Below are 17,975 nucleotides of genomic sequence, written 5' to 3'. Positions count from 1 at the left end.
GCCGCCTCCGCCCGGCTGTCGACTCGTGATCACCCGTTGTCACGGCCCCGGCCTCGGAATAGGACTCATCGTCCGTCGGCCACCGCCACCGCGCATCTTCTCCAATGCGCATCGATTAGGCGAAAACTGCGGCTCCCCTTCGGATGCGATGCCTGCGCACGAAAGGAGTAGCCGGGATCTGCGGATGCTGTGATGGTCGGATCAACCGGCGCTGGCAGGTGTACGCCGACTCATCCGGTTGAAGGAGAGCACGTTGAGCACAGTATTTCGGAGAATCAGGCGCCGGGTTCTGACACCGAACGTGTCGGAGACGGAACTCGGCACCCGTGGCTTTCACGAGAAGTCTCCTGAGGCACGCGAGTTGATCGAGACGGTGGGCCGGATGTTCCTCACCGGTTATGCCCACGCCGTGGAGTCCCGTTCCGTCCCCGAGGTCGAGGCCCGGCTGGAGACGCTGCCGACGTTCTTCCGGGGCTTCGCCTATGAGGGCGCCGCGATGGGCTGCGCCATGCTCGACGCGCTGCCGCTGGGCGGCGGCCGACATGTCGAGCGCCTCCTCGCGGGCCGGGGCGGCGAGCACGTCTACATGGCCTACATCGGGGTGGGCTGGGCGATGGCCAGGGTCCCGAGGTTCCGGTGGGCCCGGCTGATCCCGCCCGATCCGCTGTTGAGCTGGCTGGTGCTCGACGGCTACGGGTTCCACCAGGCGTACTTCCACACCCGGCGCTACGTCCACGAGCAGTTCAGGGAGCCCCGTCTCCCCTGGCCGGTGGGCGCGCCGCTGCCCTATGCCGACAACGTCGTCGATCAGGGCATCGGCCGGGCGCTCTGGTTCGTCGGCGGCACCGACGCCGCTCGCGTCGCCGACCTGATCGACGCCTTCCCGGCCGATCGCCGGTCCGATCTGTACAGCGGCGCGGGGCTGGCCGCCACGTATCTCGGCGGGGCAGACGAGGACGAGCTTCGGGTGTTCGCCGATCGCTCGGGCGAGTACCGGCCGCAGGTCGCGCAGGGCTCGGCGTTCGCGGCGGAGGCCAGGGTCCGGGCGGGACTGGTGGTCGAGCACACGGGGCTCGCCACCCGGATGTTCTGCGCCGCCGATCCCGAGGGCGCCGCCGCCGTCTCGCGCACGGCGCGTCCAGAACAACCGGTGTCCGGTGCCCTGCCCGCCTTCGAGGTGTGGCGGCGACGCATCGCCGACGAGTTCGTCTCGCTGGGAAGGTCGTGAACACATGTCGTCCATCGTCAAGATGATGCGCAGGCAGCTTGCAGGCGTGGTCGCACTGGCACTCATCGCGGCGACGTTCGTCGTCGTCCGCCTCCCCACCTCCTCGGCCGCCGAACTCGAGGAGCTGGCATCGAGCTACGGGTTCGAGCCCAAGTCCATCGCGCTGCCCAGCGGGCTGCCGCAGCAGACCATCCGCCGAGTGAATCAGGACTACCGCCACATCGACGCCTGGATCTCGTCGGTGGGCGCGTCGGTCGCCATGAACGACCTCGACGGCGACGGCCTGGCCAACGACCTGTGCCTCACCGATCCTCGGGTCGACGAGGTGATCGTGACGCCCGTCCCTGACGAGCGATCCGATCGCTACGAGCCCTTCGTCCTCGATCCAGGCGACCTGCCGATGAACGACGTGATGGCCCCGATGGGCTGCGTTCCCGGCGACTTCAACGAGGACGGCAGGCTGGATCTACTCGTCTATCTGTGGGGTCGCACGCCGATCCTCTACCTGGCCGATCCGGACGCCACCGTGCTGGGGCCCGAGGCCTACCGCGCGACCGAGATGGTCCCCGGCAGACAGGGCGAGGTGTACGACGGCCCGCAGTGGAACACCAACACGGTGGCGGTCGACGACTTCGACGGCGACGGTCACCTGGACGTCTTCGTCGGGAACTACTTCCCGCACGGGCCGGTGCTCGACGACTCGATCAGCGGCGGCGTGCAGATGAACCACTCCATGTCGCAGGCCTTCAATGGCGGCGAGGACTACTTCCTTCGCTGGACCGGCGTCACCGGGGGCGACGAGCCCGAGGTCACGTTCGAACTGCTCGAGGACGTGCTGCCCGACGACGTCTCCAAGGGCTGGGCGCTGGCCGCGGGCGCCAACGACGTGGACGGCGACCTGCTCCCGGAGCTGTACGTGGGCAACGACTTCGGTCCGGACCGCCTGCTCTACAACCGGTCCACGCCGGGCGACATCAGGTTCGCCGTCGTCGAGGGCGCCAGGAAGCCGATGGTGCCCAAGTCGAAACACGTGGGTCTGGACTCCTTCAAGGGCATGGGCATCGACTTCGGCGATCTCGACGGCGACGGCATGTACGACATGTTCGTCAGCAACATCACCACCTCCTTCGGCATCGAGGAGAGCCACTTCGCCTTCGTCAGCGACGCCGACGACCCGGCCGAGCTGCGGGCCCGCCTCCAGTCCGGCGAGGCACCGTGGACCGACGAGAGCGCGCCGCTGGGCCTGGCCTGGTCCGGCTGGGGCTGGGACGCCAAGATCGCCGACTTCGACAACAGCGGCGACCTCGTCGTCGCGCAGGCGACCGGCTTCGTGAAGGGCCGGACCAACCGCTGGCCGCAGCTCCAAGAGCTCGCCACCGCCAACGACCAGCTGCTGAGCAATCCGATGGCCTGGCCCCGGATCACCGAGGGCGACGACCTCGCCGGGGATCAGCACATGGCCTTCTTCGTGAAGAACGACGACGGGCGCTATGTCGATCTGTCGCACGAGCTCGGCCTGGCGATCCCGGTACCGACCAGGGGAATCGCCACCGGCGACTCGGACGGCGACGGACTGCTCGACTTCGCCATCGGCCGGCAGTGGGACGAGCCGCTGTTCTATCAGAACACCAGCCCGTCCGAGGACGCCTTCCTCGGGCTGCGGCTGACCCACGACGCGGAGCCGTCGCCGGGCGACCTCGCCGCGCCGGGATCGCCCGTGGTCGGCGCACAGATCGCCGTGACGAGAGAGGACGGCAGGCGGTTCATCACCAGGGTCGACGGCGGCAGCGGCCACTCCGGCAAGCGCAGCCACGAGGCCCACATCGGGCTCGGCTCGGGCGTGACCGGCCCGCTGGACGTGAACCTGAAATGGCGGGACCGCACCGGCCAGGTGCGGGAGGAGAACCTCAGGCTCGAACCCGGCTGGCACTCGCTCCAGCTCGGCACGACCACGCAGGAGAGGTGACGGACATGGCAACGCGGCAGAAGGCGGCCTCCCCGCCACGACACGACACGAAGGTGATCACGGCGCTGCGCCGGTTCGCCATCTCGATCACGATCTTCAACCTGCTCGGATACACGGTTCTGGGCTTCGAGCAACCCTGGCTGTGGCCGTTCATCGCGCTTGCCACCGGCTACACGGTCGAGATCGGTCTGGAATGGATCGCCGCGAGGTCGGAGAACCGAGTACCCCGGTACGCGGGCAACGGCCTGCGTGGCCTGGTGGAGTTCCTCTATCCGGCGCACATCACGAGCCTGGCGCTCAACATGCTGATCTACGTCAACGATCAGGTGTTCGTGATGATGTTCGGCGTGCTCGTCGCGGTGGGCGCCAAATGGATCCTGCGGGCCCCGGTGCGCGGCAGGCTGCGGCACTTCATGAACCCGTCGAACTTCGGCATCGCCGTCATCCTGCTGTTGTTCCCGTGGGGCAGCATCGCACCGCCGTACCACTTCAGTGAACACGTGGACGGCTGGATCGACTGGCTGATCCCGGCGGTGATCATCCTCGGCGGCACCATGATCAACGGAAAACTCACCGGGCGGATGTGGCTCATCGCAGGCTGGGTCGGCGGCTTCGCGTTGCAGGCCGTCGTCCGAGGCATCCTGGAAGGCACCTCGATCCCCGGTGCGTTGGCGACCATGACGGGCATCGCGTTCATCCTGTTCACCAACTACATGATCACCGATCCCGGCACCACGCCGTCTCGACCCGGTGCACAGATCGCGTTCGGCGGGGGAGTGGCGGTCGCCTACGGCGTCCTGACCGCGATGCACATCGCCTACGGGATCTTCTTCGCCACGGCGATCGTGTGCCTGGTCCGAGGCTGCTTCCTCTGGGCACTGCACTACACGGACCAGGCGCGGGAGCAGTTCGAGGCGCAACAACGTCGCGCGGCCGCGCAGGAGGAGCAGCGCGAGATCGTCGAGCCGGGCGCAGGCGATTCTGCCGAGGGCGCACGGGCCGCTGTGCCGTCGACCTCCGCCGAGGCAGTTGTTCCGCAGCACGAGAACGAGGTCGTGCGCAGATGAAACCCTCTCGTTCCGCCCCGATCGGCCGCACCCCGCCGGGTCCGCCGCGTTCGGCGACCCTGGCCATGCTCAGGAGCCTGGCGGGGGACCGACTGGGGCTGATGTCCTCGGCCGCCGCCAGGTACGGCGACGCATCGAAACTGTCGATCGGCCCGAAGTCGCTGTACTTCTTCAACCATCCCGATCACGCCAAGCACGTCCTCGCGGACAACAGCGCGAACTACCACAAGGGAATCGGGCTCGTCCAGGCTCGTCGGGCGCTCGGCGACGGCCTGCTGACCAGCGACGGCGAACTGTGGCGCACGCAGCGCAAGGTGATCCAGCCTGCGTTCCAGCATCGGCGGATCACCGGTCAGACGGGGATCGTCGTGGACGAGGCGGCCAAGCTCGTCGCCCGCCTGCGGTCCAGGGCGGGCGGCGAACCGGTCGAGGTCCTGGACGAGATGACCGTGTTCACCCTCGGGGTGCTCGGCCGCGCACTGCTCGACTCGGACCTCGGCGCCTTCGACGCGGTCGGCCACTCGTTCGAGGCGGTGCAGGACCAGGCCATGTTCGAGATGGTGTCGATGAGCATGGTGCCGACCTGGGTTCCGCTGCCTCGGCAACGCCGCTTCCGCCGGGCCCGTGCCGAGCTGCATCGAGTGGTCGACCGGCTCGTCACCGATCGCATCGCGACCCGGCAGGTGGACGGTGACGACGTGCTCACGCGGTTGATCGAGTCGACCCGACGGGAGGCGGACCCCGAGGTCGGGCGCAGGCGGATGCAGGACGAGGTGGTGACCCTGCTGCTCGCCGGGCACGAGACCACCGCGAGCACCCTCGGCTGGACCCTGCACCTGATCGACCGCCATCCGGAGGTCGGCGCGCGACTGCGAGCCGAGGCGGTGGACGTGCTCGGCGACCGGCCGCCGGTGCACGAGGACCTCCGGCGGCTGGTCTACACGACGATGGTCATCGAGGAGGCGATGCGCCTGTATCCGCCGGTGTGGATCCTGCCGCGCGCGGCACAGCAGGACGACGAGGTGGGCGGCTATCACGTGCCCGCAGGCGCCGACGTGCTGATCTGTCCGTACACGCTGCACCGGCACCCCGAGTTCTGGGCGGACTCGGAGACGTTCCGCCCGGAGCGCTTCGCACCAGAGCAGAAGGCGAATCGGTCCCGGTACTCCTACCTGCCGTTCGGGGCAGGCCCGAGGTTCTGCGTCGGCAGCAGCCTCGGGATGATGGAGGCGGTCCTGGTGATCGCGATGATCACGCGGGAGCTGCGACTGACCGGGGTCCCCGGCAGGCCGGTGGTGCCGGAGCCGATGTTGTCGCTGCGGGTCCGGGGCGGTCTCGAGATGGCGGTCCGCTCCGAGGGCTGAAGGGGCGGCCCTCGCTCGACGGGTGAGGCACTTCGGCGAGTAGACCATCGGTGATTCGCGAGCGAACCGGACGCCGTGACCCAGCGGACGCCGACGCGGCGCCGGTGCCTGCGACTGTCCAGTGTGGCGATCTCGCGTCCAGCAGGGCCGTCCGGACCGGCGGATGGCGAACGGCGAACGGCGATGACCGCCGACCAGTGCGGTCTGGGGCGACTGCTTTCGGTATTCAGTTCACTCGGCCCCAGGATTGAAACGTACCGGTGAGAGTGCGTCGGCGCGAAGGTGTTGGTTCCTGTCGGATGTGTTCAGAGACGAAGAAGATGTCCGGCCGGAGTCGGCTGGTTTGAACTGGCGATTAAGTGGTTGATGTGGCGAATGACCGAGTCGGTGGAGCGACTCCTTTCCGGGCAGCTCGCGTGGAGTCGACGAGCCCGTGGCGGCGACATCGTCTGCGCTCATCCTCGGCTCAGTCGCGCGTGGTGTTTGCAGGGGGCGTAGCGGCCAGCCGGGTGCGGATACGCTGCCGCCACCGTTCGTAGGCGGGAACGTCCGACGACGCCCCGGCGTCGGGCGACACGACCTCAGCCGAGGTCATGTCCCCCTGAGTCGTGTCTCGCTCGGCGGTGTCGTCCACGATGCTCAGCGCCTCGGGCACGGTCCTGCCGGTGAGGGCGGCGAGCACTGGCTGAGTGTGCTGCGGCAGCATGCCCGCCGTCGCCCTGGCCTTGACGGCGAAGACTGCGCCGAGACCGAGTTCGGTCCAGTGGTGTGCCGCGTGTGCGCGGAGGTCTGCCAGCGCGCTCGGCGTGCCGCCGCCCGCGAAGGTGGCGGCGAGGCCGACCCCGCTCCACAGGTCGGCGTGTCGCTGCTCGGCGAAGCGGGCGACGGCGGCGGCGACCTCGGTCGTCCGCCCGCCATGGATGAACCACAGGGCCCGACCGATGCCCTGGTCCACTGCCCGAGGGAAGTAGGCGGGTGTTCCCTGCCACGGATACGCGGCAGGCACCCGCTGCCGTTCGACCCAGCGCTCGTGGCGGAAGTAGGCCAGATCGAACCCGTAGCCGTCGATCACGAGCCAGCTCATGGTCGGGTGATAGGGGGAGGCGTCGGTCAGATCGGGCAGTACCCGCTTCCAGAGCGGCCGGGGGAGTCGGGTCATCGCGAATCCGATGCCGATATAGGCGAGGAAGAGGTGGGGCGCTCCCGGTCCGGCCAACAGGTCCCGAGTGCGGTGACCGCCCGAGGTGGCGTCGAGGACGGTGAGCGCCATCGCGGCGCCCTCGTAGGCGAAGCCGCGCATCTCGGATTCCACCAGATCGATCCTGCGTTCGATCTCCCACATTCTCGGCGTCTCCATCGCCCACTCGAATCCGCAGACCACGGCCTGCGGGATCGCCTCTAGTCGGTCGGTGACCTCCGTTCGCGGCCCGGGAAAACCTCGGCGGGCAAAGGTGACATCCGCTAACGACGGTGCCAGGACGAGTCTGCGCAGGGAACCGAGAATCGCGGGCATGACGCCTCCTCAATACCACGGTGTGCGGTGCTCGACCGCATCGTCGGTGGATGTGATCTCCGACTCGGACGAGCCGAGTTCGCCGTCTCGATCCGCACGCTTCTGCGTTGCGTCTCCTGCCTGCTTGCCTCGGCGCAGCGCAGGCTCCGGTACTGCGACGAGGCAGGCTGACGGAGTCGGGTGCGAGCCGCGAGACATGGGCGAAACCGGTCGGACGGCCGGGTCACCCGAGCGGGAGCCTGATCGGTGAACGACATCAGCGGGCCTCCCACCGAACTTGCCGGGCTCTCCATCGCATCGGATCTGCGGCTCGTTCCAGCATGTTGCGCTTTCGGCCGCGTCATCCACTTCGAACATGCGCTCTGGCTCGCCCTGCTCTGTCAGCCGAATGATCGAGGGGTCTGTAGAGCAGCGGGCGCGGAGTGACCCGTGTGGGATCGGGGCCGCTTCGCGGTCAAGGGGCGGTCGTCACGGCGGCCGCCGAACGCATCGGTGGAATCGAGGTGTGGCCGTCCTATCATGCCGTTACGAGGATCTAAGTAGATATTACGGTGTTATAAAATAACGTTCTCTGGGTGCCGCACAATCGGAGAAGACAGCGGCGGCGCGTCTGCTGCACGATCGGATCACTAAGCGGAGTTCAGGGCGGCAAGGTGAAGTCCTGAAATGCAGTTGCACCCGTGATGCACTACTGGGTTCGGTTGCCGGATCGCGCTGTTCGATGCTGTCTTCACGCGGGTCCGGAAGCTGGGCGTCAGTTCCAGAGACGGTGGGAAGTATGAGCAGCGAACGAATCGCAATCGTCGGAATCGGGCTCCGCTATCCCGATGCCGCGACGCCCGGTGAACTGTGGGAGAACGTCCTCGCCGGTCGTCGCGCCTTTCGGCGGCTGCCGAATGAGCGGATGAACCGCGACGACTACTGGTCGCCCGATCCGGAGGCACCCGACCGCTTCTACTCCACCATGGCGGCCGTGCTGCGCGACTTCGAGTTCGACCGCGTCGCCTATCAGGTGGCGGGCAGCACTTACCGCGCCACCGACCTCACGCATTGGCTGGCGTTGGACGTGGCCGCCGCCGCCCTGGCGGACGCGGGCTTCCCCCGAGGCGAGGGACTGCCCGGCCCCACCACCGGGGTGGTGCTCGGCAATAGCCTGACCGGAGAGTTCTCGCGCGCGAACACCCTGCGGCTGCGGTGGCCCTATGTCCGGCGCACCGTCGCCGCCGCCCTCACGGACAAGGGCTGGTCCGAATCGGACACCGCCGCGTTCCTGCGCGATCTCGAAGGGCAGTACAAGGCGCCGTTCCCTGCCGTCGACGAGGACTCCCTCGCAGGCGGACTGGCCAACACCATCGCAGGCCGCATCTGCAACCACTTCGACCTCGGCGGCGGCGGGTACATCGTCGACGGGGCCTGCTCCTCCTCGCTGCTCTCGGTGGTCACCGCCGCGAGGGCGCTGGTCGACGAGGACCTCGACGTGGCACTGGCAGGCGGCGTGGACCTGTCGATCGATCCGTTCGAGGTCATCGGATTCGCCAAGACCGGCGCGTTGGCGACCAGGGAGATGGTGGTCTACGACCGGGACTCCAACGGCTTCTGGCCCGGTGAGGGCGCGGGCGTGCTCGTGCTGATGCGGGAGCGGGACGCCGTCGCGCAGGGCCGACGGATCTATGCCTGCATCGCGGGCTGGGGCGTCTCCTCCGACGGCAAGGGCGGCATCACCCGCCCGGAGGCGAGCGGACACCGCCTGGCCCTGTCCCGGGCCTACGGCCGTGCGGGCTACGGCGTGGAGACGGTCTCCTACTTCGAGGGACACGGCACCGGCACGGCGCTCGGCGACGCGACGGAGATCGAGGCGCTGTCCTCCGCCCGGCGCGCCGCGTCGCCCGGTGCACAGCCCGCGGCGGTGAGCAGCATCAAGGGCAACATCGGGCACACCAAGGCCGCGGCGGGGGTCGTCGGGTTGATCAAGGCGGCCCTCGCCGTGCACCACCAGGTGATCCCGCCCGCGACGGGACATCGCCACCCGCATCCGAGCCTGCTGGCGGCGGACGCCGCCGTCTACGTGCCGAGGGAGGCCGAGACCTGGCCCGGCGACCTGCCGATCAGGGCGGGCGTCTCGGCCATGGGTTTCGGCGGGATCAACACCCACATCGCGGTCGAGCAGCCGAGGGCCGTCCCTCGGCGTCCCGGCGTCGATCAGGACACCCTGGCGACGGTCGCGGCCAGACAGGACACAGAGCTGCTGCTGGTGGACGGCGCCGATCTGGCCGCCGTGCGGGATCGGCTCGTCCGGCTCCGCGACCTGACGGCCAGGCTGGCCTTCGCGGAGCTGGCCGATCTGGCAGGCGCCCTCGCCGCCGAGTCCGAGGGGCTGCGAGTCCGGGCGGCCGTGGTGGCCGACTCGCCCTCGGACGCCGAGCAGCGGATCTCCCTGCTCCTCGCGGCGATCGACGAGGGGCACACCCGCGTCCACTCGGTCGCCGACCGCATCTTCCTCGGCGCGTCCGCCGCCGAGCCCAGGATTACCTTCCTGTTCCCCGGCCAGGGCTCCGGCCGAGGCGGCGCGGGCGCGCTGCGCCGTCGATTCGCCTCGGCGGACGAGGCCTTCGCCGCCGCCGGACCGGATGAGGACGGTGACCCGGTTGCGACTCAGGTCGCGCAGCCGCGCATCGTCGCGGGCTCGCTGGCCGGGCTGCGCGTCCTGCGCGATCTGGGCATCGAGGCGACCACCGCCGTCGGGCACAGCCTCGGCGAGCTGACCGCGCTGCACTGGGGCGGTGCCGTCGACGCGCCCGGCCTCGGCGCGCTGGCCGCCGCCCGAGGCCGCGCCATGGCGACGGCGAGCCACACGGGCGGCGGCATGGCAGGCCTGACGGCGACCGAGGAGGAGGCGGCCCGGCTCGTCGCGGACGAGGCGGAGGTGGTCATCGCCGGCTACAACGGTCCACGTCAGACGGTCGTCTCCGGCCCGGCGACGGCGGTGGACCGGGTCTGTGCCAAGGCTCGGGCCGAGGGCCGCGACGCCACCCGGCTGGCGGTCTCCCACGCCTTCCACTCGCCGCTGGTCGCGCCCGCCTCGGCGGCGCTGGCGAGGTACCTGACCGGTGTCGACCTCCGGTCCGTACGGCGCCCCGTGGCCTCCTCCGTCACGGGAACACTCCTGACGCCGGAGACCGACCTGTCCGCACTCCTACGTGACCAGGTCGTGCGCCCGGTGCTGTTCCGGCAGGCCGCGGCGGAGGCCTCGGCCGGCGCGGACCTGCTGATCGAGGTGGGACCGGGTCGGGTCCTGACCGGACTGGTCCAGGAGATCACGCCTGCGGTGCCCTCGGTCGCCCTCGACGTCGAGGCCGACTCGCTGCGCCCGCTGCTGTCCGTGGTGGCCGCCGCGTTCGTGCTCGGTGCGTCGGTGCGCACCGAGGTGTTGTTCGAGCACCGGGTGATCCGCCCGCTGCCGCCGGACGGGACCATGACGTTCCTGGCCAGCCCCTGCGAGGACGCCCCCGCACTGGACGTCGGCGCGATCGAGTCCGCCGCAGCCCCGGCAGGCGAGGTGGATGCCCCGTCGCTGATCGCAGCGGGCGCGGCGGACTACTTTGCCGAGGCGGACACGCCTCCCTCGACCCTCGAGCTGCTGCGGAGTCTGGCTGCGGCGCGTGCCGAGCTGCCACCCTCGACGATCACCGCCGACACCCACCCGCTGGACGATCTCCATCTGAGCTCGATCACGGTCGGCCAGATCGTGAATCAGGCCGTGCGAGACCTGGGCAGGCCGCCGCTGACCTCGGCGCCCAGCTTCGCCACCGTGCGGCTCGGCGAACTGGCCGCCCTCATCGACGACCTCGCCGAGACGGCGCACGAGGTCGAGGCCGTCGTCGACGAGGTCGCGGGCGTGGGCCCGTGGGTGCGGTCCTTCTCCGTCGACCATGTCGCAGAGCAGGCTCCCGTCGCGCGCCCGCCCGACCCGGGCTCGGCGAGCCCGGGCGACTGGACCCTCCACGCTCCGGCGGATCATCCGCTCGCTGCGCCGACGCGCGACGCACTGGCGCAGGCCGGCCTGGGCGACGGCGTCCTGCTGTGTCTGCCCCCAGAATGCGACGATCGTCATCTCGGGCTGCTGCTGGCCGCGAGCCGCGACGTCCTGGCAGGCCCGCCGGGCACCCGCTTCGTCGTGGTGCAGCACCGGCTCGGCGCCTCGGGCCTGGCCAAGACGCTGCACCTGGAGGCGCCGTCGGTGCCCACGACGATCGTGGAGCTTCCCGACGTCGCATCCGAGGAACCGGCGGATCTCGATCGGGCGACGGCCCGGATTCTCGCCGAGGTCGCGGCGACGACCGGCTTCACCGAGGTGCGTTACGACGAGGACGGCATGCGCCGGGTGCCGGTGCTGCGAGCCCGTCCGATCCGGCCTCGCACCGCCCGGCCGAACCCGCCACCCGCCGACGCGGTACCGCCCGAGGTGCTCGACGCCGCCGACGTCCTGCTGGTCACCGGCGGCGGCAAGGGCATCACCGCCGAATGCGCGCTCGCCATGGCCGAGGACTCCTCGGCCGCCCTGATCCTGCTCGGCCGCTCCGACCCCGACAGCGATCCCGAACTCGCCGCGAACCTCGCACGGCTGCGGGCCAAGGGCGTCCGGCACCGCTACGAACGCGCCGACGTGACCTCCGCCGAACAGGTGGCCGCCGCCGTTCGCCGGGCCGAGCACGCCTTCGGTCCGGTGACGGCGGTCCTGCACGGCGCGGGCCGCAACGAGCCCTCGTCGCTGACCGGCCTCACCGAGGAGGAGTTCCGCGCGACGGTCGCCCCGAAGGTGACGGGCCTGCGGGCCGTCCTGGCTGCGGTGGACGCCGACCGCCTCCGGCTGCTGCTCACCTTCGGCAGCGTCATCGGCCGGGCGGGCCTGCGCGGCGAGGCGCACTACGCCACCGCCAACGACTGGCTGACCGAGTTGACCGCGCGGTTCCAGCAGGAGCATCCGGACACTCGGGTGCTCGCTCTGGAATGGTCGGTGTGGTCCGGGGCGGGGATGGGCGAGCGACTCGGGGTGGTGGAGGCCCTGCACCGGGAGGGTGTCACCGCCGTCCCTGCCGAGCGCGGCATCGCGATGCTGCGCCAGGTCCTCGCCGATCCCGACGCTGGGCCGGTGCTGGTGATCGGCGGTCGGATGTCGGGTCTGCCCACGCTCGCCCTGAGCCGCCGCGAGCCGCCGCTGCTCCGCTTCGTCGACCGGGTACTCGTGCACTACGAGGGCGTCGAGCTGGTCACCGAGACCACGCTGTCCTCTGGCAGCGACCCCTACCTCACCGATCACCTCCTGGCGGGCGACCTGCTGCTGCCCGCCGTGATCGGGATGGAGGCCATGGCGCAGGTGGCCGCCGCCCTCATCGGCGACGGAGCGACACCGGTGCTGGAGGACGCGGAGTTCCTCCGGCCGGTGGTCGTCCGTCCCGACGGAGCGACGACCGTGCGGCTGGCCGCGCTGGCCGTCGACGCCGAGACCGTCGACGTGGTGCTGCGCAGCGCGGAGACCGGTTTCGGCGCGGACCATTTCCGCGCCAGGCTGCGGGTTCCTCGGGGCGACCGTCCGGTCGGCGGTGCGCCCAGGACGGCCGAGCTTCCGCCGGTGCCGATCGATCCCGTCACCGAGCTGTACGGCGACGTGCTGTTCCAGGGCAAGCGATTCCAACGGCTGCTGCGCTATCGGCGGGCCGCCGCCCGGCACGCGGTCGCGGAGCTGTCCACCCGGCCGACCGCCGCGTGGTTCGCCGAGTTCCTCCCGCAGCGACTCCTGCTCGCCGATCCGGGCACCAGGGACGCCGCGATGCACGCCCTCCAGTGCTGCGTTCCCGACGCCACCCTCCTGCCGCAACGGATCGAGCGACTGCACCTGGCCGACCGGAACACCGAGGCCCCCGAGTACGTGGTGCTCGACGCCCGCGAGCGGTCGCAGGACGGCGACAGCCATACCTACGACCTCGACCTGCGCGACCCGGACGGGATCCTTCTGGAGCGCTGGGAGGGACTGGTCCTGCGTGCGGTCGCCCGACGCGACGGCGCGGGCCCGTGGGCGCCCGCACTGCTCGGCTCCCATCTGGAGCGGTCCCTGGAGCGGGTCCTCGGCTCGGCCCCCTCGGTGGTCGTCGAGCCGGACCCGCTGGGCGGCGGTCACGGCGGAGCGGCCGGTCCCGGTGCCGAACGGGTGGTCGGGCGACGGGAGCTGACCGAGATCGCCGCGAGTCGGGCGCTGGACCGACGGGTGCGGGTTCACCACCGACCCGACGGGCGGCCGGAGATCGAGGACGGGCTGGATGCCGCTCAGGATCTGGTGGTCGAGGATGGCCCCGGCCTGCCCGAGACCGCGCGGGGTTCGGCCGGGACGACGATCGAGATGTCGGCCTCTCACGGTGCAGGCCTGACCATGGTCGTCGCCGGGGCCGGACCGCTGGGCTGTGACGTCGAGCCCGCCGTCGAACGTTCCGAAGCGGACTGGGCAGGGCTGCTCGGACCGGCCCTGCTGGCGGTTCGCGACCTCGTGGGCGCCGAGGCGGACGAGAACCGGTCCGTCGCGGGCACCAGGGTGTGGGCCGCGCTGGAGTGCGCCCGCAAGGCCGGGTCGACGTCGATCACCCTCACCGTCGACCGGAGCCGTCCCGACGGCTGGACGGTGTTCTCGTCGGGACGCAGCAGGATCGCGACCTGGGTCACCACCGTCGACGACCGACCGGACCCGGTGGTCTTCGCCGTGCTCGTGGGAGAGGGGAGATGAACATGGCCGGGTACTACGAGATCCGTCACGTCGTGGGCTTCGAGGAGACCAATCTCGTCGGCAACGTCTACTACGTGAACTATCTGCGCTGGCAGGGACGCTGTCGAGAGCTGTTCCTCATGGAGAAGGCCCCCGGTGTGCTGGCCGAGCTGCGGGACGATCTCAAGCTGTTCACGCTCAAGGCCGAGTGCGAGTTCTTCGCCGAGATCACCGCGTTCGACGAGCTCGCGGTGCGCATGCGACTGGAGGAGCTCACTCAGACCCAGATCCAATTCGCCTTCGACTACGTGCACCTGATCGATCGGCAGGAGCACCTGGTGGCGCGCGGTCGACAGCGCATCGCCTGCATGCGAGGACCGAACACCGCGACGGCGCCTGCCCGGGTCCCGAGCGAGCTGCGCGCGGCGCTCGCCGAGTATGCGACACCGGCGCTGCGCCCGGCCGCCGTCGGACCGACCGCGTACCCGGCGGGAGGCTGACGTGTCCGACGACAGGCGCACGACCGGCCTGATGCTGCCCGCGACCGCAGACGAGACGCCGCCAGGAGACTCCCGACTGGTCTCCGGTGCGGCACTGCGGGAGGCGATGTCCTGGTTCGCCACCGGCGTCGTGGTCCTCACCGTGGGCGGCGACCACGTCCACGGGATGACGGCCAACGCCTTCAGCTCGGTGTCGTTGCACCCGCCACTCGCGCTGTGCTGCGTGGCGCACGACGCCACGATGCACGCCGCCATCACCGCGACCGGCAGTTTCGGCGTGTCGGTGCTGGCGGCGGAACAGAAGGACACCGCCCGCCACTTCGCCGACCGCCGCCGACCGCGAGGCCTCGCTCAGTTCGACGCCGTCGACTGGCTGCCGGGACCCTGCACGGGTGCGCCCCTGCTCGCCGGGGCGCTCGCCTGGCTGGAGTGCGAGCTGACGGAGTCCTTCCCCGGCGGCGACCACTCGATCTTCGTGGGCGCCGTGCTGGCCGCCACCCGAGGATCGGGCGACAGCGGACTGCTGTTCTTCGGCGGCGGATACCGCTGACCGGTGCCCGTGCATCCCGCAGGCGACGACGGTGCGGCGGGCGGTGCCGAGGCGGTCGCCCCGACAGCACCGCAGCGACAGGCCGACGGCGACTGGATCTGCTCCGGACGGAGGACTCCGTCCTGGTCCTGGCGAGCGTCCACCGGCCGACGGCGACAGCCGTCCTCGGACGTGAGCAACCCGGCCCGAACATCGACGGCCTCGTCAGCTGCTCCGGGACCGTCGATGGTCACCCGGCAGACCTGGACGAGCGTGCACCGCCGGTGCTCGGTGTCGGCAACCACGGAGATGCACGGCCGCCCGGCCTCCGATGACGATGAAGATGCCTACCGGTGCGGTGTGAGACCCGGTCGGCTCCGACCGAACATCCCTGATAGGAAGGATTCTGGTATGACGACCACCGATTCCACGACCTTGGACGACGACACGGCGGCGGTGCGCAGGCTGCCGCAGCGCATCATGGACGCGTGGGCCGCGCACGACGGCGCGGCCTTCGCCGACGTCTTCACCGAGGACGGCAGCCTGATCCTGCCCGGGGACGTGTTCCTCCAGAGCCGGGCGCAGATCGGCGCGTTCATGAGCGCCGCGTTCGCCGGTCCTTTCCAGGGGACCAGGGTCGTCGGGGAGCCCGTCGCGGTGAAGTTCCTCGGACCCACGACCTGCCTCGTGCTCACCAGGGGCGGGATCAGGGCACCGGGGGAGCCCGAGGTCGCGCCAGAGCGCGCGGTCCGTGCCTCCTGGCTGTTGGTCAAGCAGGACGACGAATGGCGCATCACCGCCTATCAGAACACCCCCATCGCCGCGCACTGAGCCATGCCGGTGACGCCGAACGGTGACGTTCCAGTCACGCGTGACGCGGTTCGATCGACCCGACTTCAGACGAAGGCCTCCAACCGCCTCCATGGTTGTGCGGCGCCGTCGTCGACGGCGTGCGTTTCAGGAGACGCCGTCGGCGGCGACGGCAGTCGGCGGCGACGGCATGGCTGACCATGGATGCCGTCGTTCGCCGCGCTGGAGTCCCTGGCACGCCCGGAGTCGTCCGTCGCCACGCCCTAGCCGCATAGACTGATCCCGTCGCGGTGTGTGCGGCGCGTGTCCTGAATGCGGGCACTCGGTCGATCGGGTGCCCGTCCGGCAGGACGGGTCATCGCCGCCCGGACTGCGCGTAGCTCCTGTCGGACGGCGCGGACGGGTCCTGGTCCGGATGAACCGCGCCGGTCCTCTGCTGCCCGCCTGTTTCGGGCCTCGACTCTTCCTCGGAGCCGTTGCGCGGTCGAGGCGTCCGGGTTGTCCCTGGTGTGATCGCGGTGGATCAGGCCGCCTGCCTCGCCGGGTGGGGATCGACGAGCTGTCTCGCAAGCCCGGCTGGGGGTGGAGGCGTTCCTGGCGGATGTTCGCCGGGAATTGCGGGCAGGTCTGTTCGTCCCGTTGCCTGTGCGGGAACGGCTGATACCCAGCTGCTCGGTGATATCCCGGACCAAGCTGCTCGACGGCGCGCAGTCCGCCGGAGATCCCGCCGTTGACACGGTCCTCAGACGCGTGGTCCATTCCGTGTCCGGCCTGCCGGCCTGCCGCCGCCGGGACCCGCGATGCTCGGCTGTCGTGCCTCCTGTCTGTGCAGCGGTCGGTCTCGGAACGTGTCGGCCTGGCCACCGACCGATCTCGGCGGGAACCTGCACAGCGGGGGCGAGCGAGACCAGGCCGGGCCACGCAGGGACGCAGGCGGCCCGGCCGGGTACGCCGCCGCAGCCTGCGACGGCGACGTCGCGTCAGTGCCGGGTCGTAGCGAACTGCCCCGGCCTGCGTCCCTCGCCCGCGGGCCCGCGATAGGCCTGGGCGATGTCGAGCCACTGCTCGGCCTCGGCCCCCTGCGCGACCAGCGAGAGATCGTCGCGGTGCCGACGACGGCTGACCAGCAGACAGAAGTCGACGGCGGGACCACTGATCACCTGCGCCGCGTCGGCGTCGCCGACCGTCCACAGTGCACCGGAAGGAGCGGTCAGGTCGAAGCGGAACTGCTCCGACGGCGGCGTGAGACCTCGGGCCAGGTAACCGAAGTCCCTGGTACGGGCGCCGAAGACGACGAGCGGCCTGATTCGGTCGGTGTGCTCACGATGCACCCCGAGCGTGTCGGCGATGTCCTGGCCGTGACCGAAGAGTTCCATCATCCCCGCCGACGCGAGGACCTCGGCGGGCAGCGGGTTGACCAGCCAGGGCACGGTCTGCCCCGGTGGCACGGCCGCGAGCGCGGCGGTGGCGGCGTCGCGCTGTGCCTGCCACCGGCAGAACAACTCGCCTCGCGGGAGCGCCAGGTAGGGTGCCAGGGCTTTCGAGACGGCCGCGTCGAAGTCGTCCCCCATCGTCGAGGTGGTTCGTCGGAAGGCCGCCTGATCGGCGGCTGCGTCTGCCGCCATCCGGAAGGTCGCGGTGAGATGGGCGATCTGATGAGCGATCGTCCAATCGGGAGCCGGGGTCTGCCGGTCCCAGCCCGCCTCGTCGAGATCGACCAGCAACCGATCGACGTCGTCCGCCTCTGCCCTCAGCGCGGAGATCACGTCCTGAAGCTGTGTCACGCTCGTGTCCTCTCGTCGTGCGGTGCGACGCACCGCAGGGGACGCGGTCCGGTCGCCCGAGATGTGCCCTTGTCGAGCTGATGCGGCGTCGCCGCGGCCACCGCGTCACGACGCCGTCGGCCGAGCGTGCCTGGCAGACGGACCCGCTGTCCCCTCCTGACGTGCCCTCCAGGGGGCCCGGCCCGTATCGCGCCACGACGAGGCAATGCGGAAGAAGTCGATCGACCTCGGATCGGTTGCGGGTACCCTGCTGCTGCGTAGCGCGGCGTGGCGGAGACCATCCCGAGCCGCCGGAGAATGCTCTCCGGTCTCCGGCTCCGGCTGCGGTCGTCGCCTGCCTGCCGCTACCCCCGTGAGCACGCCAGAGTCGACCCGCAGGCTGCGCTGTCCGAACTCGGACCCTGTCGCTCCTGACACGGCCGTCTGTTCGACGAGGAGAAGATGATGCCGCCGTTCGATGGCG

General features: G+C 70.5%; 11 protein-coding genes. 9 read left to right on the top strand and 2 right to left on the bottom strand.

Annotated features, from left to right (window positions below; all coding sequences use genetic code 11):
• The first annotated feature begins 253 nt into the window (after positions 1 to 253).
• From UA74_RS18700 to UA74_RS18685, 4 genes are read left to right on the top strand one after another with little or no spacing between them, the layout of a single operon-like run.
• Entirely contained in the window at positions 254 to 1,228 is a 975-nt protein-coding gene (locus UA74_RS18700; protein ID WP_075743966.1) for a DUF1702 family protein, read from the top strand.
• Positions 1,229 to 1,232: 4 nt separating this feature from the next.
• Positions 1,233 to 3,194, top strand: coding sequence for a CRTAC1 family protein (locus tag UA74_RS18695; RefSeq protein WP_075765015.1), 1,962 nt, complete (start codon positions 1,233 to 1,235; stop codon positions 3,192 to 3,194).
• Positions 3,195 to 3,199: 5 nt separating this feature from the next.
• Positions 3,200 to 4,261: an enediyne biosynthesis protein gene (locus tag UA74_RS18690; protein WP_075743965.1), complete on the top strand. Its 1,062-nt coding sequence runs from the start codon at positions 3,200 to 3,202 to the stop codon at positions 4,259 to 4,261.
• Positions 4,258 to 5,625: a cytochrome P450 gene (locus UA74_RS18685; protein WP_075741421.1), complete on the top strand. Its 1,368-nt coding sequence runs from the start codon at positions 4,258 to 4,260 to the stop codon at positions 5,623 to 5,625. Before UA74_RS18690 ends, UA74_RS18685 begins: the two co-directional genes overlap by 4 nt.
• Positions 5,626 to 6,091: 466 nt before the next feature.
• Here the strand turns inward: UA74_RS18685 and UA74_RS18680 are convergent, their stop codons facing one another.
• Positions 6,092 to 7,138, bottom strand: a complete 1,047-nt coding sequence (locus UA74_RS18680; protein WP_075741420.1) for a DUF1702 family protein — start codon at positions 7,136 to 7,138, stop codon at positions 6,092 to 6,094.
• Between the two features lie 27 nt (positions 7,139 to 7,165).
• Here UA74_RS18680 and UA74_RS32130 point away from each other — a divergent pair, with 27 nt between their 5' ends.
• The 5 genes from UA74_RS32130 (at position 7,166) to UA74_RS18660 (ending at position 15,749) form a co-directional block, all read left to right on the top strand.
• Positions 7,166 to 7,309 (top strand): hypothetical protein, encoded by a 144-nt coding sequence (locus UA74_RS32130; RefSeq protein WP_157442276.1) that lies wholly within the window; start codon positions 7,166 to 7,168, stop codon positions 7,307 to 7,309.
• Positions 7,310 to 7,916: 607 nt separating this feature from the next.
• The gene (locus UA74_RS18675) at positions 7,917 to 13,910 is read left to right on the top strand and encodes a type I polyketide synthase (RefSeq protein WP_075765013.1); all 5,994 of its coding nucleotides are present in this window, start codon (positions 7,917 to 7,919) and stop codon (positions 13,908 to 13,910) included.
• 2 nt (positions 13,911 to 13,912) lie between these two features.
• Entirely contained in the window at positions 13,913 to 14,389 is a 477-nt protein-coding gene (locus tag UA74_RS18670; protein WP_075741418.1) for an acyl-CoA thioesterase, read from the top strand.
• 106 nt (positions 14,390 to 14,495) lie between these two features.
• Positions 14,496 to 14,939 carry a flavin reductase family protein gene (locus UA74_RS18665; RefSeq protein ID WP_232237856.1) on the top strand — a complete coding sequence of 148 codons (444 nt, stop codon included), beginning with the start codon at positions 14,496 to 14,498 and terminating at the stop codon, positions 14,937 to 14,939.
• Between the two features lie 390 nt (positions 14,940 to 15,329).
• Positions 15,330 to 15,749, top strand: a complete 420-nt coding sequence (locus tag UA74_RS18660; protein WP_075741417.1) for an SgcJ/EcaC family oxidoreductase — start codon at positions 15,330 to 15,332, stop codon at positions 15,747 to 15,749.
• 959 nt (positions 15,750 to 16,708) lie between these two features.
• Here UA74_RS18660 and UA74_RS18655 read toward each other — a convergent pair.
• A complete protein-coding gene (locus UA74_RS18655; RefSeq protein WP_075741416.1) occupies positions 16,709 to 17,512 on the bottom strand; it encodes a TIGR03084 family metal-binding protein in 804 nt (267 codons plus the stop codon).
• Positions 17,513 to 17,975 lie beyond the last annotated feature (463 nt).

This window comes from Actinoalloteichus fjordicus (assembly GCF_001941625.1).
GTDB classification, from domain to species: Bacteria; Actinomycetota; Actinomycetes; order Mycobacteriales; family Pseudonocardiaceae; genus Actinoalloteichus_A; species Actinoalloteichus_A fjordicus.
Note: the sequence above shows the minus strand (reverse complement) of the source record. Positions and strands in the feature narration are given on the sequence as shown.

Bases quoted from the DNA above. Each gene is read 5' to 3' on its own strand.
- UA74_RS18675 (WP_075765013.1), top strand. From the start codon at position 7,917: ATGAGCAGCGAACGAATCGCAATCGTCGGAATCGGGCTCCGCTATCCC.
- UA74_RS18665 (WP_232237856.1), top strand. From the start codon at position 14,496: ATGTCCTGGTTCGCCACCGGCGTCGTGGTCCTCACCGTGGGCGGCGAC.
- UA74_RS18690 (WP_075743965.1), top strand. From the start codon at position 3,200: ATGGCAACGCGGCAGAAGGCGGCCTCCCCGCCACGACACGACACGAAG.
- UA74_RS18680 (WP_075741420.1), bottom strand. From the start codon at position 7,138: ATGCCCGCGATTCTCGGTTCCCTGCGCAGACTCGTCCTGGCACCGTCG.
- UA74_RS18670 (WP_075741418.1), top strand. From the start codon at position 13,913: ATGGCCGGGTACTACGAGATCCGTCACGTCGTGGGCTTCGAGGAGACC.
- UA74_RS18695 (WP_075765015.1), top strand. From the start codon at position 1,233: ATGTCGTCCATCGTCAAGATGATGCGCAGGCAGCTTGCAGGCGTGGTC.
- UA74_RS18685 (WP_075741421.1), top strand. From the start codon at position 4,258: ATGAAACCCTCTCGTTCCGCCCCGATCGGCCGCACCCCGCCGGGTCCG.
- UA74_RS18660 (WP_075741417.1), top strand. From the start codon at position 15,330: ATGACGACCACCGATTCCACGACCTTGGACGACGACACGGCGGCGGTG.